Raw genomic sequence first — 22,067 nt, 5'->3', positions numbered from 1 at the left:
CTCCTTATACGAAAAAGCTAAGCCAGGTCCTCGGCGGTTAAAAAGAGGCCGGGAACTTTCTCAAGATCCGCACCAGAATCCAGATCGCTGATCCATGTCGTTGTAAAGTCCGGATCGCGCAGCATCTCTCCCGTTGATTTCAATGCATAATCGCCCGGGGGCGCTATCCGGAACCGATTTGGGTCGGGCGGCAGCGAACAGAAATATCCCTTCCAGTGACCATCGAGTTCGATAAGAAAGTTATGTCCACGCATGGCATTCACGATGCGGCCCCAAGCCTGCACTTGCCGCAGCGGTTGATTGTCGGAATCAACTTCGGTCAAACCAATCAGGACAACCTTGTTCGCCCAACGTGCACGGCCAAACGGGTCAACAAGTCCTAGCCACCAATGAAGAAGCGCACGCATCAGGTTTGCGCGACCTTGATGCGGATATCGGCCGCTGGCGCTTCATAGGCGCCAAACGCGTCCAGCAGGGCCGCCGGATCATCGCTACAGGTCAGCATGGCGCGGTGCTCGGGATTGACGAAACCGTCCGTGGCCATGCGATCCAGGAAGGCGTTGAGGTCGGCGTAATAGCCCGCTGCGTCCAGCAGTCCGCAGGGCTTTCTGTGTTGACCCAGCTGGCTCCACGTCCAGATCTCGAACAGTTCTTCCATCGTCCCGATCCCGCCGGGCATGGCGATGAAACCGTCCGAGTGCCGTTCCATTTCCGCTTTGCGGGTATGCATTGAATCCACCACAATGAGCTCGCTGAGGCCGGCATGGGCGACCTCCTTGAGGGCCAGAAATTCCGGAATGATCCCGACGACCTTGCCCCCGGCGGCCAGGGCCGCATCAGCGACCGCGCCCATCAGGCCGACCTTGCCGCCGCCATAAACGAGTGTGATCCCGCGCCCGGCGATGGCCTCGCCCATGGCTTTGGCGGCCGCGACATATTCCGGTTTGGTGCCGGGGTTGGAGCCGCAATAGACGCAGATGGAGGTGATGTTTGTCATGAGCGCATTAGGCGGGATTCTAGCGCTGTTGGAAAGATACCCCCTCACCCTGACCGCTCATCGCTGCGCGAATTCGCGCTCTTCCCTCTCCCTCCAGGGAGAGGGAAGGAATGCGAGCCTTGCTAAGGCGAGTATTCGAGGGTGAGGGGGAGGATGGGAAGCGCGGCATTCCCTCTTCCCCGGTGCGATTTGTCTGGCAATAATTCCCGCATGCTGAAAATCATCCCGACCGCCCTCGCCCTTCTGTTCACGCCTGTTGCCGCTCTGGCCCAGGACGAACTCATCATTCCAACCGAGATGTGCCGCGATTATTTCTTCGTGCCGATCGTGGTCAGCGCCCAGCCGGGCCGGCCGGAAAGTGATGCGGACCGGACGCTCTGGCTGATCTATGATACCGGCGCCGCGCGCACCCATATCGACCCCGATGCCATCGCCCGTGTTGCGAATATGGATGTCAGCCATCTGGATGGTGTGAACATCACCAATGCCACGATGGGCCCGTTGAATATTGATCGCCTGCCCGTGCGGCTCGATCCGCTGGATCATCTCACCGTCGGGCTTGGCCGCGAGATTGACGGTATTCTCGGCTATACGGTGTTTCGCGATTTCCTGATGACGCTGGATTATGAAAATGGCGTGATCCGCCTGAATGAGGGTGAATTGTCCCGGCCGGACAATGCGACCATTTTTTCAACACGTGGCCCCGGTGTGCGCCCCTTTATCGAGCTCGATTTCCCGGGGAGACGGGATCCACGTGTGCTGATTGATTCCGGTGCGGCCGGAACGCCGCTCGCCCTCAACCGGATCGATCGCTATCCGCTGGTCAGCGAACCGCGCCCGATCGGTGCCTCCATCCGGTTTTCGCGGATCGAGTATCGCGATGGTAGCCGGGTTGATGGTGATGTGCGGTTGGGGGATTTCGTCTTCGAACAGCCCTTGCTGGAAGAGGTGCCCGAGACTCAAGTCATTGGCGGCATGATGATGCGGCATTTCAACTGGACCTTCGATATCGAAAACGAACGCGTGCGGCTGGACCGGATCGAAGGCGACGGCCCCATCCCCATGGAGGCTGAGATCACGCATGGTCTGGCGCTTCGGCCACAGGGCCGGAATGTCGTCATTGACGCCATTGTGCCCGGCAGTCGCGCCACAGAAGCAGGTCTGGAGGTCGGCGATGTGCTAACCCATTTCGACGGCTTGCCGGTTGCCGAGCGCGGGTGCGGTTCCGCCCGCGGCGAAGCCATGCCGGAATCGGTCACAGTCCGCCGCGAAAGCGACGAGGCGGAAATCATTCTACCCCTGGTGACGCTGGTGGATTAGGCGTCGATCCGGCGCTTCAACAAGGCAAAGGCCGCAACAAGCCGGCCCCGGTCTGCCGCGGCGAGCTGTGCATCGACCGCGATTTCCAGCGACATGCCGGGACGAGCGTCCAGCTCCCAGCCCGAACCACCGATCCAGACTTTGGTGTCACGCGCTATGGCGTCGCGATGCGCCGCGAATTCGGCTTTGGTCAGCGGCAAGCGCACATGGAACATGCTGGTCTGGACCGGCCAGGGCTCGATCTGGAATCCCGTCTCGCGGATTCGTCCGGCAATCTCTCTTGCCGCGCCGATACAGGCTGGCATGGCCTCGATCACGGCTGGCAAGCGGCGCAGCGCATCAGCGATCATCGGCCAGCCGCGGATCAGCAAGCCGCCTTGCCGGTGACGCCAGAGCCGGGCCTGTTCGACAATGGCTTCGTCGCCCGCAAGGATCGCGCCGCCGAGCGCGCCGATCTCCTTGTAGAAAGACGCATAGATACTGTCGAAGGGCGCGCATATCTCCGCATAGCTACGCCCGCCGAGCGCGTCGCGCGTGCTCCAGAGGCGCGCGCCGTCCATATGGGCTCTGGCGCCCCGGGCGTGGATTTCGGCGACCGCGCCGGTCAGCGTCTCCCAGTCCGGGCAGAGTCCGCCATTATGGCGTTGCGGCAATTCTATAATGGCACAGGCCGGGTCGTCGTCGAGGGTCTGCACGTCGCGCGCGTCGATCACGCGCGGCCACTCACCCATGATCGCGACATCCAGCTTCAGGAGCTCCCGGACGCCATCATCCTCGTGCAGGACGAGGTGAGAGGTCGGATGCAGGGCGATGCTCTTGCGCCCGGTCGCCTGCGCATGAATCAGAGCGGCAGCGGCCTGCGCCATGGTGCCGGTCGGAAACCAGAGCGCGGCGGGCTTGCCGAGCACATCTGCGCAATACGTCTCCAGCTTTTCGGCGAGCTTGCCGGACAGATAGATTTCGTCGGTGACGTCTTCATTTTCGAGATAATCGGCAATGGTGCGCAGCCATCGGGCAGGGGATCCTTCGTCGCCGCGCGGAAAGCCGATCCGGATATCGCATTGATCCCGCAGCTCTGACACGGTCAGACGTCCAGCGCGGCCTGAACATCCTTCGTCCAGCCGACGAAGACGTCATCGCCGCGCTCGATCACCGGGCGTTTGACGAGGGTCGGGTTGGCGGCCAGCAGGCCGGCCGGATCGGTCTCCGCTTTGGCCCGCTCGCTCTCATCCAGCTGCCGCCAGGTGGTGGAGCGGGAATTGATCAGCTTCGCCGGATCAACCCGTTGCAGCCATTTAGGTGCAAGCTTGGCAACATCGGCCTCGGCGCGAATATCGACAAAGGTGTAGCTCTGCCCGGCAGCGTCCAGCGCTTTCATCGCCTTCTTGCAGGTATCGCAATTCTTCAGGCCGTAGAGTTTCATGGATCTATTCCGCCGCATCCTTGGCCGCGCGCATCTGCTCGGCGCGGGCTTCGACGAGGCTGGCGATGTGCTCGACCATTTCTTCATTGGTGACATTGTGATCCGGCTTGCCGGAGACATACATCTTGCCCGAGCCCTTGCCGCCGCCGGTAAAGCCGAGATCGGTGAACATGGCTTCGCCCGGCCCGTTGACGACACAGCCGATGATGGAGAGCGAGATCGGCTCTGAAATGTGCGACAGGCGCGCCTCGAGCGCTTCCACCGTCTTGATGACGTCAAAGCCCTGCCGCGAGCAGGACGGGCAGGAAATGATGTTCACGCCGCGTGTGCGCAGGCCCAGGGATTTGAGCATGTCAAAACCGACCTTGATCTCCTCGACCGGATCCGCCGACAGCGAAACGCGAATGGTGTCGCCTATGCCCGACCAAAGAAGATTGCCCATACCGATGGCGGATTTGACCGAGCCGATGCGCGCACCGCCCGCTTCGGTCACGCCGAGGTGCAAGGGCGCATCGGTGGCTTCGGCCAGCATCTGATAGGCGGCCACGGTCAGGAAAAGGTCGGACGCCTTCACCGAAATCTTGTATTCGTGGAAGTCGAGATCATCGAGAATCTTTGCGTGATCGAGCGCGCTTTCGACCATGGCTTCGGGGCAGGGCTCGCCGTATTTTTCCAGCAGATGCCGTTCCAGAGAGCCGCCATTGACACCGATGCGGATGGAGCAGCCATAGTCCTTGGCGGCCTGCACGACTTCCTTCACGCGGTCCATTTTCCCGATATTGCCGGGATTGATGCGCAAACAGGCCGCGCCCGCCCTGGCCGCTTCAATGCCGCGCTTGTAGTGGAAATGGATGTCCGCAACGATTGGCACGGAGACCGATTTCACAATCGTCGACAATGCGGCCGTCGAGTCTTCATCCGGGCAGGACACGCGGACAATATCCGCGCCCGCTTCTTCCAGCTGGCGGATCTGGCCGATGGTTGCGGCGGCATCCGGCGTCGGCGTGTTGGTCATGGATTGCACGCTGATCGGGGCATCTCCGCCCACGGCGACCTTGCCGACATGGATTTTGCGGCTGGTCCGGCGCTCGATCATGCGCCAGGGACGGACTTCGCGATGCTGTTCGTGCATGAGCTGGCTCAATCAGGTTGGTTCAACCGGATATAGACGCGTTTGATCTGCCTTGCGAGGGGGTGCGTCCCTATGCCGGGTCAACGCTTTCAGCGGCAAAGAGCGGGGCGTCGGTGACAGACTGGCCGGGATCGCCCAGCGGACGTGTCTCTTCGCCGTCCACCTCGACCATGATCCGGCCGCCGTCTTCCGCGGTGATGGTCAGGCCGGGCTCGGAAATCGGACGATAGGTCTCGTTCACACCCAGTTCGCGGGAAAACAGGATACGGCCTGCGCTATCTCGGACTTCCAAAAAGACCGGCGCGCTGGCGCGAAGGGTAATGTCGGGAATCTCGTCATCTGTGGGATTGAGCGAGGGCAGACCCGACCAGATATCGGCGGACGCTACCTGCGGCAGATCAGCGGCAAAGATATCATTGCCGCCATTCTGGCTCATCACATCATCGGGAGGTGGCGGAATATCGTCGAAGACGGTCTCGCCGGAAATCGCGTTGGAATACCACCAGGCTACCAGCGCCACGAGAAGGAGGATCAGGACCACGCCGATCAGACCGCGCGGCAGTTTGATTTCGCGCTGCTGTTGCGGGGCGGTCGGCGTTGCGCGACCCGTCTGGGTATCGGCCTCGCCCTTGAACTGATCGACCAGCGCCACATCATCCAGCGCCAGAAACCGGGCATAGGTCCGCAGATAACCAATGGCATAGGCCTGGGCCGGAAGGCCGCGCGGATCCATGGTTTCCAGCGCCTCAAGATAATCGCGGCGAATACGTGTGCGGGCGGCCGCGCTATCGAGCGTCAGGCCGAGCTTGGTACGGGCTTCCCGCAGGCGCTCGCCGGCGGTCAGGCGCGTATAGGCATTGCCGGAGCCGGAATAAACGGCGTCAACGGGCACAAACCCTGTATTGGACGTCCCTTGGGACATCATCCACCCTGCTTTCTGTGGCACTTGAGGCCAGATTTTTCTGAAACGCGCTGACTTCGCCCGTCAGGCGCGCAAGTCTTGATAGTTTCAGATGCGGGGCGAGTTATCAACAGCTTCAGACGGTAATCCTGCATCAATGCCTGCTTTAATCAATTCGTCGCGCAAAGTGCGCCCCGGATTATCCAGCCGGCATGCAAGCCATGCGCCAAGTTTTTCAACATCCAGCCCGTTCAGCAATGTGCGCACCGGGGCGATGCTGGAGGCGGCCATGGACAGTTTTTTATAGCCCAGCGCCAGAAGAACGGCGGCTTCCAGAGGGCGGCTGGCGGTCTCACCGCAAACCGAGACCGGCACGTTGTGTGCGGCGCAGGAGGTCTGGATGAACCTGAACAGCCGCAAAGCCGCCGGAGACAGGATATCATAGCGGTTGGACACCCGCGCATTTAGCCGGTCGGCCGCGAAGAAATACTGCATCAGATCGTTGGCACCGACGGCCACAAAGTCGACGCGCGGCAGGGCTTCATCAATAGCGAACGCCATGCCCGGCGTTTCCAACATCAGGCCGGCCCGCCATTTCCGGGGCATTTTGTGCCCGTATTTTTTCGCCCGTGTGATTTCCGCTTCCAGCATGTCGCGGGCGGCAAAGAATTCCCACGGTGCGGCAATCATCGGAAACAGTACGTCCAGCTCCTTGCCGTCTGCGGCTTCGATCAGTGCACGCAATTGCAGCCGCAACAGGCCGGGACGGTCGAGCCCCATGCGAATGGCCCGCCATCCCAGCGCCGGATTGGGTTCGCGCATGGCCGGTGCGCTGGCCGTCACCTTGTCGCCACCAAGATCGAGCGTTCGGAAGACCGCCGGGCGATCTCCGCAGGCATCCACCACCGTCTTGTAGAGCTTTGCCTGTTCAACGACGGACGGCAGCGTATCGGAGACCATGAACTGGAATTCGGTCCGAAACAGCCCGATGCCCGCCGCACCGGTCTCTTCCAGCCGCTTCAATTCGACCAGCAGACCGGCATTGAGATGCAGCTCAAACGGCTGACCATCTGCCGTGATCAACGGCGCGTCCTTGAGCCGCGCAAAGGCCGCGGCCTGCCGGGAAATCGCCTTGGCGCGGTCCGCATAGGCTTCGCTCACCTCTGCCGTCGGGCGAATGTGGAGCAAGCCGTACTCGCCATCGAGGATGACGGTGTCGCCAGTTTCAACCCGATCGAGCGCACCTTCCACCTGCCCCACCAGCGGAATGCCGAGCGCCTTGGCGACAATCACGGCATGACTGGAGGCCGAGCCTTCTTCCAGTGCGAGGCCTTTCAGTTTGGAGCGGTCATAATCCAGCAATTCTGCCGGCCCGATGGAGCGGGCAACCAGAATGGCGTTATCCGGCAAAGGCGCGCCAGCATCGGTGTTGTTTTCATCCAGATGCCGCAACAGGCGATTGGCGAGGTCTTCCAGATCATGCAATCGCTCGCGGAAATTCTGGTCCTTGGCCTGCATCAGGCGGGCACGATGTTCGTTGCGGACGCGCTCGACCGCGGCTTCAGCCGTCAGACCCTGACGCACGGCATCGCGCAACTGGGCCAGCCAGCCGCGGTCATGGGCAAACATGCGATAGGCTTCCAGCACGTCTCGGGTCGGCCCACCGAAGGGGAGCCGATTACCGTCCAGCATACCGTCAATCGCCTTGCGAAGCTCGTTGATGGCAATGTCGAGGCGGCCTTCCTCGTCTTCCGGGTCGTCCGCAATCAGGCGGACAGGCGATACATGCGGCTCGTGAACCACCGCCACGCCAATCGCCAGCCCCGGCGAAAAAGCTCCGCCCTGGAAGCGTTCTGGCCGAGTCGGCCGGACATCCAGACCGGCCAGTTCCTCGGGCGCAATGATTGCACCGGAAGCGATGATTTCCGCGAGGATCATCGCCACCGTCTGGAGGGTTTCAATTTCGCCATCGGCGAGCTTGCGCTCATGCGTCGTCTGGCTGGTCAGCACGCCGACAAGGCGGCCACCGCGCAGAATCGGCACCCCGATGAAGGAGGTAAATGGCTCCTCGCCGGTTTCGGGCCGGTAGGAGAAGGATGGGTGTTTTGGCGCGTCAGCAACCGCCAGCGGCTTGGCGGTCAGGGCGACCTGTCCCACCAGACCCTCGCCGTGCTGGAGGCGCGTATTGTGAACCGCGTCCTGGCGCAGGCCGTGTGTGGCGCACAATTCCAGCGATCCGCTACGCCGCGCCAGATAGATGGACGCCACGTCCGAGCCGGTCTCCTCGGCGATCATGCCGGTGAGATTGTCCAGCCGTTTTTGCGCATTGTCCTGATCCGCCATCAACGCCCGCAGCCGTTTCAGCAGGCGGCGCGGACCCGGCGCGAGATTTTTCAGGTCGGTCGTATCGATCACTTCATCCATCATACTGCCGCGTCATCCAGGCCATAGGCCGCGTGGAGAGCGCGCACGGCATTCTCTACCGCGTCATTCTCGATCAGGACGCTGATCTTGATTTCGGAGGTCGATACCGTGCGGATGGCGATTTTCTGTCTGGCCAGCGCACCATAGAGGATACGGGCGACATCCGCGCGGCGATTGAGGCCGAGGCCGACCACCGACACTTTCGCCAGCCCGGTCTCGCTGAGCACGTCATGCGCGTCGCTTTCGCCGATACAGACCAGCGCCTTGTCCAGATCCCGGCGATCCACGGTGAATTCGAGATTGGCCCGTCCGCTTTCGCTCGAGGGCGACTGAACAATCATATCAATGCCGATATCGGCATCAGCCAGCCCGCCGAAAATAGCCGCAGCCGCCCCCGGCGCGGACGACAGGCCGCGCAAGGCGATGCGGGCCTGATCCCGCGCATAAGCGATTCCGGAAACGATACGGCGTTCGGCAATGTCTTCGGCCTGCATGATCATTGTGCCTTCTGACTGGCCCGGTTCGGCAAAGCTGGACAAAACCCGCAAGGGCACGCTGCGCGCCTTGGCAAACTCCGCCGATCGGGTCTGTAGCACTTTTGCGCCCTGTGCGGCGAGTTCGAGCATCTCATCGTAGCTGATCTTATCAATCCGCCGGGCTTTTGGCTCGATTCGCGGGTCAGTGGTGAACACACCATCAACATCGGTATAGATATCACAATGGGCTCCCAGCGCTGCGGCGAGGGCGACAGCCGACAAATCCGTGCCGCCCCGGCCCAGGGTTCGGACGCGCTCATTGATGGAGGCACCCTGAAAACCGGCCATCACCGGAATGCAACCCTCATCCATCGCGCTGCGCATGGGCGAGGCATCCAGGCCACTGATCCGGGCCGAGCCCGGCGGACCGTCCGTCCGGATGCGGGCCTGCCAGCCCAGGAAGGACCGCGCCGTCAGCCCGTTCTGGCTGAGCGCCATCGACATCAGGGCCGCGCTGATCTGCTCGCCCGCGCTGAGGACGACGTCGGTTTCCTCATCACCCAGGCCGAATCCGAGATTGCCTGCCAGCGACAGAAGGCGATCCGTCTCGCCCGCCATGGCCGAAACGACGACGGCTACGCGCTCGCCGCGCGCACATTCCGCCGCGACAATGGCTGCACAGGCACGGATCCGGTCGAGCGAGCCAACCGAAGTGCCACCGAATTTCATTACCCTTGTGGTCAAATCTGACCCTCGCATACTGTGCTGCGGCGTATAACCGCTTCACACCGGGCTCGAAAGTGCGCCTCTGCGAGGCCATATTATGGCAGAACAGAAATTCAAAGCGGAAAAAGAGAATTCGCCATGGCCCATGCCGAAGCCCCGGAAAAGCTGACCAGCCCCTCCATCGACCCGGAAGAGGTGGAGAAATTCTCGCGTATGGCGGCAGAATGGTGGGACCCTGAATCCAAGTTCAAACCGCTGCACAAATTCAATCCGGCGCGGATCGGCTATATCCGCGATGCCCTGATAAGCCATTTCAATCTGAAAAGCGGATCAGAGCCACTGAAAGGGCTGAAGCTGCTGGATATCGGCTGTGGCGGCGGGCTGATTGCCGAGCCGATGGCGCGGCTGGGGGCCGGCGTGACAGCCGTGGATGCCGCCGAGCCCAACATCAAGACAGCCAAGGTGCATGCAGAAGAACAGGGCCTGACCATCGACTATCGTCACGGCACCGCCGAGCAATTGCTGGAACAGGGCAAGGCACAGTTTGATGTCGTGCTCAATCTGGAAGTGGTTGAGCATGTGGCCGATCCGGATCAATTCCTGCGCGATTGCGCCAAGCTGCTCAAGCCCGGCGGGCTGATGATTGTCGCCTCGATCAACCGCACCTCCAAGGCCTTCGTCTTTGCGATTTTCGGCGCTGAGTGGGTGATGCGCTGGCTGCCGCGCGGCACGCACCGCTTCGACAAGCTGATCAAGCCGGAGGAAGTCCGCTCCGCGCTGTCAGCCGAAGGGCTGGATGTGAAAACGCCGGTGGGCGTGAGCTATAATCCCCTGAAGGACGAGTTCGAGATCACCGGCGATGCGTCGGTCAATTACATGATGACGGCGGTGAAAGCCTAATTCAGCTTCTTCGCCTGAAGCGGAACGAGCGGGTCGGGCAAGGGCGCGCACGGCACACCCTCATCCTGCAAGGCGGTCGCCTCCTGCGGCGTGGTTTCGCCGTAAATGGCGCGCTCCGGCTTTTCACCATCATGCATGGCGCGCGCCTCACTGGCGAATTTGTCGCCGACATAGTCGAAATTCTCGGCAATATGGCTGCGGATCTTGCCCGCCATCTCCATCATCATTTTCTGCGGATCAGCCGAGGTGTTGCCACCGCTCCTGGCAATCGACGGGGCCATGATGGCCTTCTTCACAGCCGTCGAGGCGCAATGCGGACATTCCACGAGCCCGGCATCGGCCTGGACGTCGAAATCGTCCGAATTGCGGAACCATGCCTCGAATTCATGCGAGCCATCACAGATGAGAGCGTATCGGATCATGGTTGGTATATGGGCAATTTGGCACGAAACGCCAAGATGGCTCGCGCTTACGGCCCGGATATTTCGCGATCATGTTGTAGCGACGGAATACGCGTGCGGGCGGTTTCAACCTTCGCCATGTCGAGATCGGCGATCAAAACATCCGGGTGGTCGTGGTCGAGCTCGGCGATGATGTCGCCCCATGGATCGATGACCATGGAATGTCCCCACGTCTTGCGCCCGTCCTCATGCAGCCCGCCCTGGGCCGGTGCCAAAATATAGCAACCGGTCTCTATGGCGCGCGCGCGCAGCAGGATCTCCCAATGCGCTTTTCCGGTCGGCCGGGTGAAGGCCGACGGCACGGTGATGATCTGCGCCCCGGCTTGCGCCAATTGCCGATAAAGATAAGCAAATCGCACATCGTAGCAGATGGTCAGCCCGAGTTTCGCGCCGGGAATATCGGCCAGAACAGCCCGGTCACCGGAATCGTAATTTGTTGATTCCGAATAGGTTTCGCCCTGTCCGAGACCGACATCGAACATGTGGGCCTTGTCATAGGTCGCGACAAGCTGGCCATCCGTTCCAAAGAGATGCGAGCGATTGACCGCGCGGTTTCCGGGCGCGCGCAAGGCCATCGACCCAATCAGCAGGGTGATGCCCAATTCCTTGGCGAGCTTCGCAAAAAACGGCAGCGCCGGATCATCATCCGGATGCTTCAGCACCGCGAAGAGTTTTTCGGCGTCTTTCTGCACCAGGTGAGTCGTTTCCGGCGTCGCGATAAAGCCTGCCCCCTGCGCGGCAGCCTCGCGGATCAGGCGTTCAGCGTCGGCAAGATTGGCCGCGATGTCCGTGCCGGACCGCATCTGGATGAGCGCAACGCGCATGGCGTCAGGCGCTCAGAAGCGCGTCAAGCTGGCCCGAGCGCTCCAGCCGCATCATGTCGTCACACCCGCCTATATGTTCGTCACCGATGAAGATCTGCGGAAAGGTCCGGCCGCCATTGGATCGCTGCACCATTTCGGCGCGCTTGTCGGCATCGAAACCGGCATTGATTTCTTCAAATGCAACGCCCTTCTTCTTCAGCAAGCTGACGGCGCGGCCGCAATAACCGCACATGGGTCGGGTATAGATCGTGACTTTGGCCATAACGTCTCTCTCCGGTGAGAATCCTTTTCCCTTATGTAGTGGGATCCGTTGGTTTCACAACGCGTGACAATGCCAGAGCATTCACAAATACCGCTCCGGACCGCAATAACGGCTTGGCACAGGCCTCGAATGTCGCCCCGGTCGTCATCACATCGTCGATCAGCACGACGGTCGTGCCCGGTAATTCTGTGCGGCCTCTGGCGGTGACCGCAAACGCACCCGAGACATTGCGGCGGCGCGCCTTGCCCGATTGCCCGGCTTGGGTCGGGGTCCGGCGCTTGCGCACCAGCCATTCGCTCGCAACGGGAATGCCGGTGCGCTTCGACACGGCCTTTGCCAGCAAGGCGGACTGATTATATCGCCGCGTGAAAAGCCGTGTCGGATGCAAGGGCACGGGAATCAAGGCCTGTGCGCCACCCAGAACATCGGGTCCGGCGCGCACCATCCAGCGCGCCAGCTGGTCCAGTGCGTCCAGCCGCCCGCCATGTTTGAAGTCCAGCACCAGCTGGCGGGATCTGTCTTCATAGGCAAAGGCGGCTCGGGCCTTGTGAACTGCCGGAAGGCGGGCGGCGCAAGCCCCGCATTCTGCGCCCGCGCCGACCCAGTAGGCAAAGGGCAGACCGCAAGTGTCGCACCAGGGCGCATCGAGGAAATGAATATCGGCCCAGCTGGCCGCTTCCAGCTGTCCGGTGGCGCTGACAGGATTACCGGTGAGCGGCGATATCGGGGGCCAGATCAGATTGCCGACCGCAGTCCCGGCTTTTCTAACCGCGCCTAACGCGCCATATCGGACCCATGACTTCATCGCCCCCCGCCCTGTTTGATCGCCGCCTTTTGAGGCAGCGCCGCAACCGTGCCGCGCACAGCCTGCACGAATATGACTTCCTGTTGCAACGGGCGATCGACGATTTGCTCGATCGCGTCGAGAGTATCAGCCGCGATTTTCCGCGCGCACTGGTGCTGGGTGGAGGCGGCGCTGTGGGCCGTGCACTGAAAGACAGACCGGTCGCAGCGGCTAAGATCGGTGCGTTGATCGAAACCGATTTTGCAGAGCGGCTCGCGATCGATGCCTGCGTCGATGAAGAAGCCCTGCCCTTCGCCGATGAGAGCTTTGATCTGGTCCTCGCGCCGCTATCGCTGCACTGGGCCAATGATTTGCCGGGCGCGCTGATCCAGATCAACCGGGCGCTGAAAAGCGACGGCTTCTTTGCCAGCGCCGTGATTGGCGGTGCCAGCCTGAAGGAGTTGCGCCAGTCGCTGATGGCAGCGGAAAGCGAGCTGTATGACGGCGTTGCGGCGCGGGTTTCGCCTTTCGCCGATACTATGGACATGGCCGGGCTGTTGCAACGCGCGGGTTTTGCGATGCCGGTGACAGATGTCGACCGGGTGACGGTGCGCTATGGCAACGCCTTTGTGCTGATGCGCGATCTCCGGAAGATGGGCGAGACAAGTGTGCTGGCCGACCGGCCGCGCACGCCGCGGGGCAAGACATTCTTTGTGCGCATGGCGGAAATCTATTCAGAACGCTTTGCCGATCCGGACCGGAAAATCCGGGCGAGCTTTGAAATCATCCATGCCGGTGGCTGGGCGCCCCACCCCGACCAACCGCGGCCCAAACGACCGGGGTCGGCGACCGTGCGGCTGGCCGATGCGCTGGGGGTGACAGAGAAATCGGCGGGCGAGAAAGCCGGTCGCTAGAAGGCGGACCCGGCATTGGTCAGCATTTGCATGACCTGGGGCCCGATCAGGGTCAGGGCCGCGACGGTCAGAAACGCGATCAGGGCGATAATAATCGAGTATTCGATGGCCGTTGTGCCGGCCGTATCCATAGCAAAACGCTTTACAAGCGATCGCGAATTTCGGCGGCGAGCGGCTGATCGGCGGGCGCCAGATCGAAGTCCAGCAATTTTTCGGGTCTCGCCCAGGCAATCGCCTGACCTTCCTGAGGAGAGATGAATCCATCCCATCGGCGACATATGAATAACGGCATCACGAGGTGAAAGGCCTCGTAGGGATGAGAGGCAAAGGCGAAGGGCTGAAGACAGCTTTCGCATGGTTCGATCCCTAGCTCCTCGCGCAATTCCCGAACGATGGTCTGTTCGGGCGTTTCTCCAATCTCGACCTTGCCACCCGGAAATTCCCACTTCCCGGCCAGGGCCTTGCCAGTCGGCCTTTGCGCAATGAGCACCCGTCCGTCTGCATCACGCAGGGCGCAGGCTGCTACCAGCAAAACCGGCTTCACATCAGTCATATTGACAAATTGTCCTTAAAAACGCGTGAGCAAACAGGGTTAATTATCGTTATCCGCGGGCGCGTCCGGCTCATCATCATCGCCCGGAGTGTCGAGCACAATATCCGCCGTCCCGGGCACGGTGGTCTCCGATGCCTCGGGTTCGATCAGGTCTATGCTGGCGCTGTCCCGCAGATGATCAACGAGATTTGAAATGGTCTCGAATGTCAGAAACCGGACAATCGACCCGCGCATTTCTTCAAAGGCGGGACCCTCGGGTGACCGGCGATCAACGATATAGAGCAGATGCCATCCGGAAGCCGTCTCGACCGGTCCGGCGATTTCGCCTTGCTCAGAGGAAAAGGCGAGGGCTGCGATCTCCGGCAAAACGCCATCACGAGAGAAGTATCCCAGATCTCCGCCCTGAACGCGCGTGGCGATGTCCGTGGAATACTGTACCGCCAGTTCGGCGAAGTCCCGGCCATCATTAGCCAAACCGATAATGGCGTCCGCCGCTTCGCGCGTATCGACCAGAATATGCCGGGCGCGAATCTGCTCGCCGGGACGCGCAAGACCGGTTTGCTCGCTATACAGGCGCAGCGCCGCCTCTTCGGTGACCTGTTCGGCGATTTCCGTTTCCAGCAGAATGTTGCCGAGTATGCGCTCTTCGGCTGCGGCCAATCGTCTGCGGGCTTCTGGCGTATTCTGTAACCCCCGCCGCCGGGCCTCGATCGCCAGAAGGCGCTGATCGATCAATTCCTCGACGATGCGCCCATATTCGGGGTCATCGGCAGAAAGCTGCCCGCCCTCCTCGATCAGCCCCTGGGCAAAGGCTTCGCGTTGAACACCGGCATTGTAGATGATGGTCTGCTCGACCTGCGCCACCGCACTATCGGGGGGCGGCAAACCGGCAGTGCCGGTTTCAACAGTCTCGGGACTGCCGCAAGCTGATACCAGCAGCAAAACCACAAGGCTTGCCAAAGTCTTTGCCGAAGTAGGGATATTGCAGCCGCGTTTCATTGACACCTATACCGCGCGTCCTTAAGTCAAATCCGGTTTCAATGAAGCCGGTTTCGGGGGCGCGTCAAGCTGTTGACCCCGTATTTCCGGCCTCGCCCCGCCCGTTTGCACAGGTTTTTTCATGCTCTCCATTGCCCGTAGACTGTTCGGCTCTCCCAATGATCGCCGTATCAAGAAGCTTCAACCGCGTGTTGAAGCCATCAATGCGCTGGAACCGGAATTTGAAGCGCTGACAGATGATCAGCTGATCGGCAAAACGGCCGAATTCAAACAGCGGGTAGAAAATGGCGAGACGCTGGACAAGCTCTTGCCGGAAGCCTTTGCCGCCGTTCGCGAGGCCGCGAAACGCACCCTGGGCCAGCGCCATTATGATGTGCAGCTGGTCGGCGGCATCATCCTGCATGAAGGCGATATCTCCGAAATGAAAACCGGCGAGGGCAAGACCCTTGTCGCCACCGCACCGGTCTATCTCAACGCGCTGCTCGGCAAGGGCGTGCATGTCGTCACGGTGAATGATTACCTCGCCAGCCGCGATGCCGAATGGATGGGGCAGGTCTATGCCAAGCTGGGCATGACGACCGGCGTCATTCTCAATGGCTTGCAGGACGAGCAGCGCCGGCAGGCCTATGCCTGCGACATCACCTACGCCACGAATAACGAGCTCGGCTTCGATTATCTGCGCGACAACATGAAATACTCGCTGAAAGAAATGGTTCAGCGGGGGCACCATTACGCCATCGTCGATGAGGTTGACTCCATCCTGATCGATGAAGCGCGCACGCCGCTGATCATTTCGGGCCGGACCGAAGACAAGACCGACTTCTACAAGACGATGGACAGCATCATCCCGCTCCTGAGCGAGGAAGACTACGAAATCGACGAAAAATCGCGGTCCATCCTCATTACAGAAGACGGCAATGACAAGATCGAGGACTTGCTGCGCGAGCGTGGCCTTCTGGAGGAAGGTGATCTTTACGACGCCGAGAATGTGATGGTGGTGCACCACCTCAATCAGGCCCTGCGCGCCCACAAGGTTCACCAGATCGACAAGGACTATATCGTCAAGGACCGCAAAGTCGTGCTGATCGACGAATTTACCGGCCGTATGATGCCGGGACGCCGCCTGTCCAACGGGCTGCATCAGGCGATCGAAGCCAAGGAAGGCGCCGATATCCAGCCGGAAAACCAGACGCTGGCATCCATCACCTTCCAGAATTATTTCCGCCTCTACGACAAGCTGGCCGGCATGACCGGCACGGCCTCGACCGAAGCGGACGAGTTTCATTCGATCTATGGTCTGGGGCTGGCGGAAATTCCGACCAATCGCCCGATTGCCCGGATTGACGATGATGACGAAGTCTACCGCACGGCGCGCGAGAAGAATGAAGCCATCGTCACCGACATCAAGCAGGCCATCGAGAAGGGTCAGCCGGTTCTGGTCGGCACGGTCTCGATTGAAAAGTCCGAGGCGCTGGCCGAATTCCTGAAGAAGAAGAAGATCAAACATCAGGTCCTGAATGCCCGCTATCACGAACAGGAAGCGCGGATTATCGCGCAGGCCGGCGTGCCCGGTGCCGTCACTATCGCCACCAATATGGCAGGCCGCGGGACCGATATTCAGCTGGGCGGCAATGTCGATTATCGCCTGACCGACTGGATCGACGAACAGACAGAAAAAGGCACGGCGCCGGACGAAAAGGCGATTGAAGCCAAACGCGCTGAAATTTCCGCGGAAGTCAAAAAGCTGAAGGATCAGGCGCTTGCCGCTGGCGGGCTATACGTTCTGGCCACCGAGCGCCATGAGAGCCGCCGGATCGACAACCAGTTGAGGGGCCGCTCGGGCCGCCAGGGTGATCCGGGCCGGACCAAATTCTACATCTCGGTCGAAGACGACCTGTTGCGGATTTTCGCGCCGGAGCGCCTCGATACCATCATGCGGACGTTGGGCCTGAAAGAGGGCGAATCCATTCAGCACCCGTGGATGTCAAAAGCCATCGAGACCTCGCAGAAGAAGGTTGAGCAGCGCAATTTCGAGATCCGCAAGGACGTCTTGAAATACGATGATGTGATGAATGATCAGCGCAAGGCGATCTTCGAACAGCGCATCGAATTCATGACCGATGAAGATGTGTCGGATGTGATCAGCGATATGCGCCAGGAAACCGCCGAAGACATCGTCTCGCGCTTCATTCCGCCGAAAGCTCTGCCCGATCAATGGGATGTCGAAGGGCTGCATGCCGCCATCATCGAGACATTCAATCTCGATCTGCCGGTCAAGGACTGGGCCGAGGAAGAAGGCATTGCTGATGAGGAAATCGTCGAGCGCCTGACCGAGGCAGCAAACAATGCCTATGCCGTCAAGGCCTCAGAGACCGGCCCTGAATTGATGCGCCGCGTCGAAAAGCAGATTCTGTTGGAAACCATCGACAAGGGCTGGCGCGAACACCTTCAGCGGCTGGAATCCCTTCGCTCCATCATCGGGCTGCGCGGCTATGGCCAGCGCAATCCGCTGGATGAATACAAGACCGAAGCGTTCTCGCTGTTCGACCATTTGTTGAGCAGTCTGCGCGAGGATGTCACCAAGGTGATGATGAAAGTCCGTGTTACGGCGGCTCCGCCGAAACCGGCACCACCACCGGACATGAAAACCACTCACATCGATCCGCGCACGGGCCGCAATGAAATGGACAGCCCGGATGCCGGTCCGGTTGCGCCTCGTATTGCCCCGACGCTTCGGCGTACGTCCTCGGCCGGCAATCCGAATGACCCGGCGAGCTGGGGCAAGGTGCCGCGTAATGCGCCCTGCCCGTGTGGCTCTGGTAAGAAATTCAAGCAATGCCATGGCGCCATCAGCGGCCCCACCGTCTCGACCTGAGCCGCTCCGCCTGCGTGATGTGCAGATGGAGGAGTGCGCGGCCCTGTCCGCGCTCTGCCTGCGGTCCAAGGCGCATTGGGGATATGATGCCGAGTTTGTGGAGGCGTGCCGTCCCTATCTGAGGATAGAGCCGCATTGTGTCCGGGCGCATCATGCCTTCGTGGCACTGGATCATGAGGACCGGATTGTCGGCGTTTGCCAGATTGATCCCGGAAATGCCTCTGGCAATCTCGATCTTCTGTTCATCGAGCCGGATGCCATAGGCACCGGGGCCGGGCGTGTCCTGTTCCAGGAAGCGGCCCAGCGGCTGCGCGAAGCGGGCGTGGAAACCATGACGATATTGTCGGACCCGGATGCGCGCGGCTTTTACGAGGCGATGGGGGCAGTTTTCATCGCCGACCGGCCCTCGGATGTGTTTGAAGGCCGAAATCTGCCCTGGCTGGAAATGCGCCTCTAGAGCGGGACTCCATTAGACGGAACCATATCCTGAGTTAGTCAGGTAGTTGGCGCATTCGTCCGGGCTGATGAGGTCGAGGAGCTGGCCGGCTTTTCGCCATGTGTCCTCGGGGGTTCTAGGCTGGGCTTTGCGCATCAGATGCTTGAGCTTGGAGAAGACCTGCTCGATGGGGTTCAGGTCCGGGCTGTAGGGCGGCAGGAAGATCAGATGGGCGCCTCTGGCCCTGACGGCGGCCCTGGCGGCCTTGCCCTTGTGGCTGCCGAGATTGTCCAGGATCACCACCGCTCCAGCGGAAGCTCAGCCGGGGCGCTTCGCGGGATACGTCCGAGCGGATCAGCCCATATCGCTTCCACCGAGACCGCGTCGCCCTACCTTTTTGCGGAGCAGAGCAGTAGATCCCGCGCTCATGAAGCAGATCCTCCACATTCCGCAGCGAGAGCGGAAAGCGGATATACATCACTACTGCCAGGCGGATGATCTCGGGCCAAGTCTTGAAGTAGCGAAATGGGTTGGTCATACGGGCAGGATGCCCGGCCACGTCTAACGGGCTGTTTCCTCTGATGGGGTGGACGGCCCCGACCTACGGCATCGCAATGTGCCATGCTGGAGCTGTTAGACAGCAGCAACGGAAGGAACCGTCCACGATGACTCTTACAACAATCGGCATTGATCTGGCCAAATCTGTTTTTCAGCTTCACGGCGTTGACGCGCATGGTGAAGTCCTGTTCCGCAAGAAACTGCGCCGGAATGGCGTTCTGGATTTCCTGCGCGACCTGCCACCCTGCCTGGTCGGGCTGGAAGCTTGCGCCACAGCCCATTTCTGGGCCCGCGAGATCGGCGCATTGGGCCATAAGGTGAAGATGATCCCGCCGGCCTATGTGAAGCCCTACGTCAAGCGTCAGAAGAATGATGTGGCTGATGCTGAGGCGATCTGCGAGGCGGTGACGCGGCCCACCATGCGATTTGTTCCGGTCAAGAGTGCGCAGCGCCAGGGTGTGATGATGCTGCACCGGACGCGCGATCTCCTGATGCGCCAACGCACCATGGTGCTCAATGCGATCCGCGGCCATCTGGCCGAGTTCGGCATCATCACAGCGCAGGGTCCACACAAGCTGGCCGCTCTGCTCGAAGCGATGCGCGATGAGGAGATGCCCGGCTTGCCAGACATCGCTCGCTCGGCCCTGAGCAGCCTGATGGCCCAGCTCGATAATCTGGCGGCTGAGATCCGTGCACTGGAGCGTCGGCTCATGGCCTGGCACCGCGAAGATGAAACCAGTCAGCGACTGGAGACCATACCTGGCGTAGGCCTGATCACGGCGACCGCACTGTCCGCGAGCATACCCGACCCATCGGTGTTCAAGTCCGGACGCCAGTTCGCCGCCTTCCTTGGGCTGGTGCCACGCCAGAACTCGTCGGGTGGTAAGGACCGTCTGGGGTGCATATCAAAGATGGGCGATGGATATCTGCGCAGGCTTCTTGTGGTGGGGGCGACCTCGGTCATCCGGCGCGTTGGCACCAACACGTCGGCAACGGGCAACTGGGTCAGGCGTCTGCTGGAGCGCAAGCCGGCACGCGTAGCCACTGTGGCGATGGCCAACAAGACCGCGCGCATCGCCTGGGCGGTGCTGGCACGCGGCGAGACCTATCGGGCACCTGCAATGGTGTGAAACAGAGCATGCGGTAGCCCACACGGCACCGCTGAAGAGATGCGAGGGCAGATGTAAGTGATGATGATCAAACGGGGCCGCAGCTGAGGAAAACCCGAGGCGTTGTCAGGGCGTAAGAGCTCGATCCTCTGAGAGGGATCTCAGCACGCGGACTTCATCAGGGCCAGCGGTCATCGCTACCGCGTCAATAGGCCGGACACATGACCGCAACCCGCAATGATCAAAAGTCACCCAAATCAACCCTTGCTAAACGGGGGCCGTCCACACATGACAGCGCCCGCTCCGGAGTTCTGTCAGATTAATCGCCCCGTCATTAGGTTTGGCTCCAATATGGGGCTCAGGTCACGGTAGAGCTGGTTGGAGATTGCATAAACTTTTCTTGTCCGTCGGCCCTGAGCGCTGAATCATATTCACGGCTTCTGACAGTTGTGTTAACCTTCTTGCCTGTCAGGCTTTGGAGATGCACATGTCAAGAACAGGATTGATTGTAGCAGTTCTAGTGGTGAATATGCTTGGGTCAGTGACTGAGGCGCAAAGCCGGTCCCAGCCTGCTCAGCCGCAACGCCCGGGGCTTACCGCCCAACCAGTGGATGCCGGCGGACAGCTCAGCTGCATAATTCAGGGTGCCCACGTCACCGAAACGGCCGTTGTCCTGTCATGCTTCAGGAATGGCAATCCAAGCCATTACAGCGCCGTTTTCACTCCCGGTGAAGGGTCAGGAATTGGTGCGGTGCTCGGCCAGATCCTTTCGCCGGGGATGACCACCAGCGGTTTCCCTGAGTCGGTCCAGTTCGGCATTGTCGTCCGCCCGGCTACGCGCGCCACCCGCGACCAGTGTGCCATTGTTATGGGGCCGAGCTTTGAGACAGGCACCTATGGTGAGTGTTGGCGCGCCATTTCTATCGGTCGGGGCTTCCGCTAGACGGCCTTTGACTTAGAGCGGGGCTCCATTAGACGGAACCATATCCTGAGTTAGTCAGGTAGTTGGCGCATTCGTCCGGGCTGATGAGGTCGAGGAGCTGGCCGGCTTTTCGCCATGTGTCCTCGGGGGTTCTGGGCTGGGCTTTGCGCATCAGATGCTTGAGCTTGGAGAAGACCTGCTCGATGGGGTTCAGGTCCGGGCTGTAGGGCGGCAGGAAGATCAGATGGGCGCCTCTGGCCCTGACGGCGGCCCTGGCGGCCTTGCCCTTGTGGCTGCCGAGATTGTCCAGGATCACCACATCGCCGGGTGACAGGGTGGGAGCCAGGATCTGCTCGACATAGGCCTGGAAGAACGCGCCGTTGATCGGGCCGTCGATCACGAAGGGCGCCTCGATCCGGTCATGGCGCAGGGCGGCGATGAAGGTCAGGGTCTTCCAGCGGCCGTGGGGCGCATACCCCTTCAAGCGCCGCCCCCTCGGCCCCCAGCCGCGCAGCGGCGCCATATTGGTCTTCACCCAGGTTTCATCGAGGAAGATCAGCCGCCGCGGATCGATCCGCCCCTGCCGGCTCATCCAGCGCGCCCGCTTGCGCGCCACGTCAGGACGCGTCTGCTCCTCGGCCAGCAGAGTTTTTTTTGAAGCTCAGGCCCTCGTCATGCAGGAACACCCAGACCGCACGCGGCTGGGTCTTGATCCCGCGCTCCGCCAGCTCCGCAGTCAGGCCCCTCAAGGTCACCGGCCCCGACGCGACCCGATCGCGAAGCCACTCGGCGACCTCCCCGGACAGGGTTCGCCGCTTGTGGCCGCCGATCCGGCCCCACGCCAAAGACCCCGTCTCGCGCTCGCGCTTGACCCACTTCGACACGCATGACGGGCTGATCTCAAGCGCCGCGGCAATCTCGCGATGCGTCTCGCCCCGCGCCTTGCGCGCCATCGCGCGCTCACGAAGATCCATCGAATAAGGAGCCGTCATTCATGCTGGCCTCCCATCCAGCATGAAGCTTGAATCACATCCCAAGGCCCTTGGGAATCCCGATTCCATGAAATCGGGT

The 22,067-nt window shown here is 61.1% G+C and carries 22 protein-coding genes and 2 pseudogenes; 6 read left to right on the top strand and 18 right to left on the bottom strand.

The window, feature by feature from the left end; genetic code table 11:
* Positions 1-17 precede the first annotated feature (17 nt).
* Positions 18-407, bottom strand: coding sequence for a hypothetical protein (locus HXX25_RS01225; protein ID WP_187166715.1), 390 nt, complete (start codon positions 405-407; stop codon positions 18-20).
* Complete coding sequence (locus HXX25_RS01220; RefSeq protein WP_187166714.1) at positions 407-997, bottom strand: TIGR00730 family Rossman fold protein; 591 nt, start codon at positions 995-997, stop codon at positions 407-409. The genes HXX25_RS01225 and HXX25_RS01220 overlap by 1 nt, the downstream gene beginning before the upstream one ends.
* Before the next feature lie 210 nt (positions 998-1,207).
* On the opposite strand from HXX25_RS01220, the gene HXX25_RS01215 reads away from it, so the two are divergent.
* Complete coding sequence (locus tag HXX25_RS01215) at positions 1,208-2,317, top strand: PDZ domain-containing protein (protein WP_187166712.1); 1,110 nt, start codon at positions 1,208-1,210, stop codon at positions 2,315-2,317.
* Here the strand turns inward: HXX25_RS01215 and HXX25_RS01210 are convergent.
* The 6 genes from HXX25_RS01210 to HXX25_RS01185 all read right to left on the bottom strand — a co-directional run bounded on the left by HXX25_RS01210 (position 2,314) and on the right by HXX25_RS01185 (position 9,417).
* Entirely contained in the window at positions 2,314-3,399 is a 1,086-nt protein-coding gene (locus HXX25_RS01210) for a low specificity L-threonine aldolase (protein WP_187166710.1), read from the bottom strand. The two genes, HXX25_RS01215 and HXX25_RS01210, sit on opposite strands and share 4 nt — an antisense overlap.
* 2 nt (positions 3,400-3,401) lie before the next feature.
* A complete protein-coding gene (locus HXX25_RS01205; RefSeq protein WP_187166708.1) occupies positions 3,402-3,740 on the bottom strand; it encodes an ArsC/Spx/MgsR family protein in 339 nt (112 codons plus the stop codon).
* A 4-nt stretch (positions 3,741-3,744) separates the two neighbouring features.
* Positions 3,745-4,872 (bottom strand): flavodoxin-dependent (E)-4-hydroxy-3-methylbut-2-enyl-diphosphate synthase, encoded by a 1,128-nt coding sequence (gene ispG / locus HXX25_RS01200; RefSeq protein ID WP_187166707.1) that lies wholly within the window; start codon positions 4,870-4,872, stop codon positions 3,745-3,747.
* A 70-nt stretch (positions 4,873-4,942) separates the two neighbouring features.
* Positions 4,943-5,797: a helix-turn-helix domain-containing protein gene (locus HXX25_RS01195; RefSeq protein WP_187166705.1), complete on the bottom strand. Its 855-nt coding sequence runs from the start codon at positions 5,795-5,797 to the stop codon at positions 4,943-4,945.
* An 84-nt stretch (positions 5,798-5,881) separates the two neighbouring features.
* Positions 5,882-8,200, bottom strand: a complete 2,319-nt coding sequence (ptsP, locus tag HXX25_RS01190) for a phosphoenolpyruvate--protein phosphotransferase (RefSeq protein ID WP_233346768.1) — start codon at positions 8,198-8,200, stop codon at positions 5,882-5,884.
* On the bottom strand, positions 8,197-9,417 hold the full coding sequence (locus HXX25_RS01185) for an aspartate kinase (protein ID WP_187166703.1): 1,221 nt from the start codon (positions 9,415-9,417) through the stop codon (positions 8,197-8,199). The genes ptsP and HXX25_RS01185 overlap by 4 nt, the downstream gene beginning before the upstream one ends.
* A 120-nt stretch (positions 9,418-9,537) precedes the next feature.
* Between HXX25_RS01185 and ubiG the strand changes: the two genes are divergently transcribed.
* Positions 9,538-10,299 (top strand): bifunctional 2-polyprenyl-6-hydroxyphenol methylase/3-demethylubiquinol 3-O-methyltransferase UbiG, encoded by a 762-nt coding sequence (gene ubiG, locus HXX25_RS01180; RefSeq protein WP_187166701.1) that lies wholly within the window; start codon positions 9,538-9,540, stop codon positions 10,297-10,299.
* Here the strand turns inward: ubiG and HXX25_RS01175 are convergent.
* From HXX25_RS01175 to HXX25_RS01160, 4 genes are read right to left on the bottom strand one after another with little or no spacing between them, the layout of a single operon-like run.
* Positions 10,296-10,721 (bottom strand): DUF1178 family protein, encoded by a 426-nt coding sequence (locus HXX25_RS01175; RefSeq protein ID WP_187166699.1) that lies wholly within the window; start codon positions 10,719-10,721, stop codon positions 10,296-10,298. The two genes, ubiG and HXX25_RS01175, sit on opposite strands and share 4 nt — an antisense overlap.
* A 47-nt stretch (positions 10,722-10,768) precedes the next feature.
* The gene (locus tag HXX25_RS01170) at positions 10,769-11,584 is read right to left on the bottom strand and encodes a carbon-nitrogen hydrolase family protein (RefSeq protein ID WP_187166697.1); all 816 of its coding nucleotides are present in this window, start codon (positions 11,582-11,584) and stop codon (positions 10,769-10,771) included.
* Between the two features lie 4 nt (positions 11,585-11,588).
* Complete coding sequence (gene grxC, locus HXX25_RS01165) at positions 11,589-11,846, bottom strand: glutaredoxin 3 (protein ID WP_187166695.1); 258 nt, start codon at positions 11,844-11,846, stop codon at positions 11,589-11,591.
* A gap of 31 nt (positions 11,847-11,877) precedes the next feature.
* Positions 11,878-12,651 carry a ComF family protein gene (locus HXX25_RS01160; RefSeq protein WP_187166694.1) on the bottom strand — a complete coding sequence of 258 codons (774 nt, stop codon included), beginning with the start codon at positions 12,649-12,651 and terminating at the stop codon, positions 11,878-11,880.
* Here HXX25_RS01160 and HXX25_RS01155 point away from each other — a divergent pair.
* Complete coding sequence (locus HXX25_RS01155; protein ID WP_187166692.1) at positions 12,642-13,544, top strand: methyltransferase domain-containing protein; 903 nt, start codon at positions 12,642-12,644, stop codon at positions 13,542-13,544. The two genes, HXX25_RS01160 and HXX25_RS01155, sit on opposite strands and share 10 nt — an antisense overlap.
* Here HXX25_RS01155 and HXX25_RS01150 read toward each other — a convergent pair.
* The 3 genes from HXX25_RS01150 to HXX25_RS01140 are packed head-to-tail and all read right to left on the bottom strand — an operon-like array spanning position 13,541 to position 15,057.
* The gene (locus HXX25_RS01150; RefSeq protein WP_187166690.1) at positions 13,541-13,675 is read right to left on the bottom strand and encodes a Flp family type IVb pilin; all 135 of its coding nucleotides are present in this window, start codon (positions 13,673-13,675) and stop codon (positions 13,541-13,543) included. The genes HXX25_RS01155 and HXX25_RS01150 overlap by 4 nt on opposite strands.
* An 11-nt stretch (positions 13,676-13,686) precedes the next feature.
* Positions 13,687-14,097 carry a (deoxy)nucleoside triphosphate pyrophosphohydrolase gene (locus HXX25_RS01145; protein WP_187166688.1) on the bottom strand — a complete coding sequence of 137 codons (411 nt, stop codon included), beginning with the start codon at positions 14,095-14,097 and terminating at the stop codon, positions 13,687-13,689.
* A gap of 39 nt (positions 14,098-14,136) precedes the next feature.
* Positions 14,137-15,057 (bottom strand): peptidylprolyl isomerase, encoded by a 921-nt coding sequence (locus tag HXX25_RS01140; RefSeq protein WP_187166687.1) that lies wholly within the window; start codon positions 15,055-15,057, stop codon positions 14,137-14,139.
* 160 nt (positions 15,058-15,217) lie between these two features.
* On the opposite strand from HXX25_RS01140, the gene secA reads away from it, so the two are divergent.
* Complete coding sequence (gene secA / locus HXX25_RS01135) at positions 15,218-17,971, top strand: preprotein translocase subunit SecA (RefSeq protein WP_187166685.1); 2,754 nt, start codon at positions 15,218-15,220, stop codon at positions 17,969-17,971.
* Positions 17,972-17,996: 25 nt separating this feature from the next.
* Positions 17,997-18,428 carry a GNAT family N-acetyltransferase gene (locus HXX25_RS01130; RefSeq protein WP_187166683.1) on the top strand — a complete coding sequence of 144 codons (432 nt, stop codon included), beginning with the start codon at positions 17,997-17,999 and terminating at the stop codon, positions 18,426-18,428.
* Between the two features lie 12 nt (positions 18,429-18,440).
* On the opposite strand, the pseudogene HXX25_RS01125 reads toward HXX25_RS01130, so the two are convergent.
* A pseudogene (locus HXX25_RS01125) lies at positions 18,441-18,716 on the bottom strand (transposase); the annotation flags it as partial.
* A 97-nt stretch (positions 18,717-18,813) separates the two neighbouring features.
* Positions 18,814-18,945 (bottom strand): annotated as a pseudogene (locus HXX25_RS01120) (IS6 family transposase); the annotation flags it as partial.
* Between the two features lie 127 nt (positions 18,946-19,072).
* On the opposite strand from HXX25_RS01120, the gene HXX25_RS01115 reads away from it, so the two are divergent.
* Entirely contained in the window at positions 19,073-20,095 is a 1,023-nt protein-coding gene (locus HXX25_RS01115) for an IS110 family transposase (RefSeq protein WP_187166318.1), read from the top strand.
* A gap of 950 nt (positions 20,096-21,045) precedes the next feature.
* On the opposite strand, the gene HXX25_RS01110 is transcribed toward HXX25_RS01115, so the two are convergent.
* Positions 21,046-21,988, bottom strand: a protein-coding gene (locus HXX25_RS01110; RefSeq protein ID WP_187166681.1) for an IS630 family transposase whose coding sequence is annotated in 2 segments (ribosomal slippage) — positions 21,046-21,651 and positions 21,653-21,988 — 942 coding nt in all. Because the reading frame shifts where the segments join, the coding sequence is not laid out codon by codon here.
* Positions 21,989-22,067: the final 79 nt, after the last annotated feature.

The organism is Hyphobacterium sp. CCMP332, from assembly GCF_014323565.1.
In the GTDB taxonomy this organism is placed as follows: Bacteria; Pseudomonadota; Alphaproteobacteria; order Caulobacterales; family Maricaulaceae; genus Hyphobacterium.
This window is presented reverse-complemented; position numbering and strand designations above follow the sequence as displayed.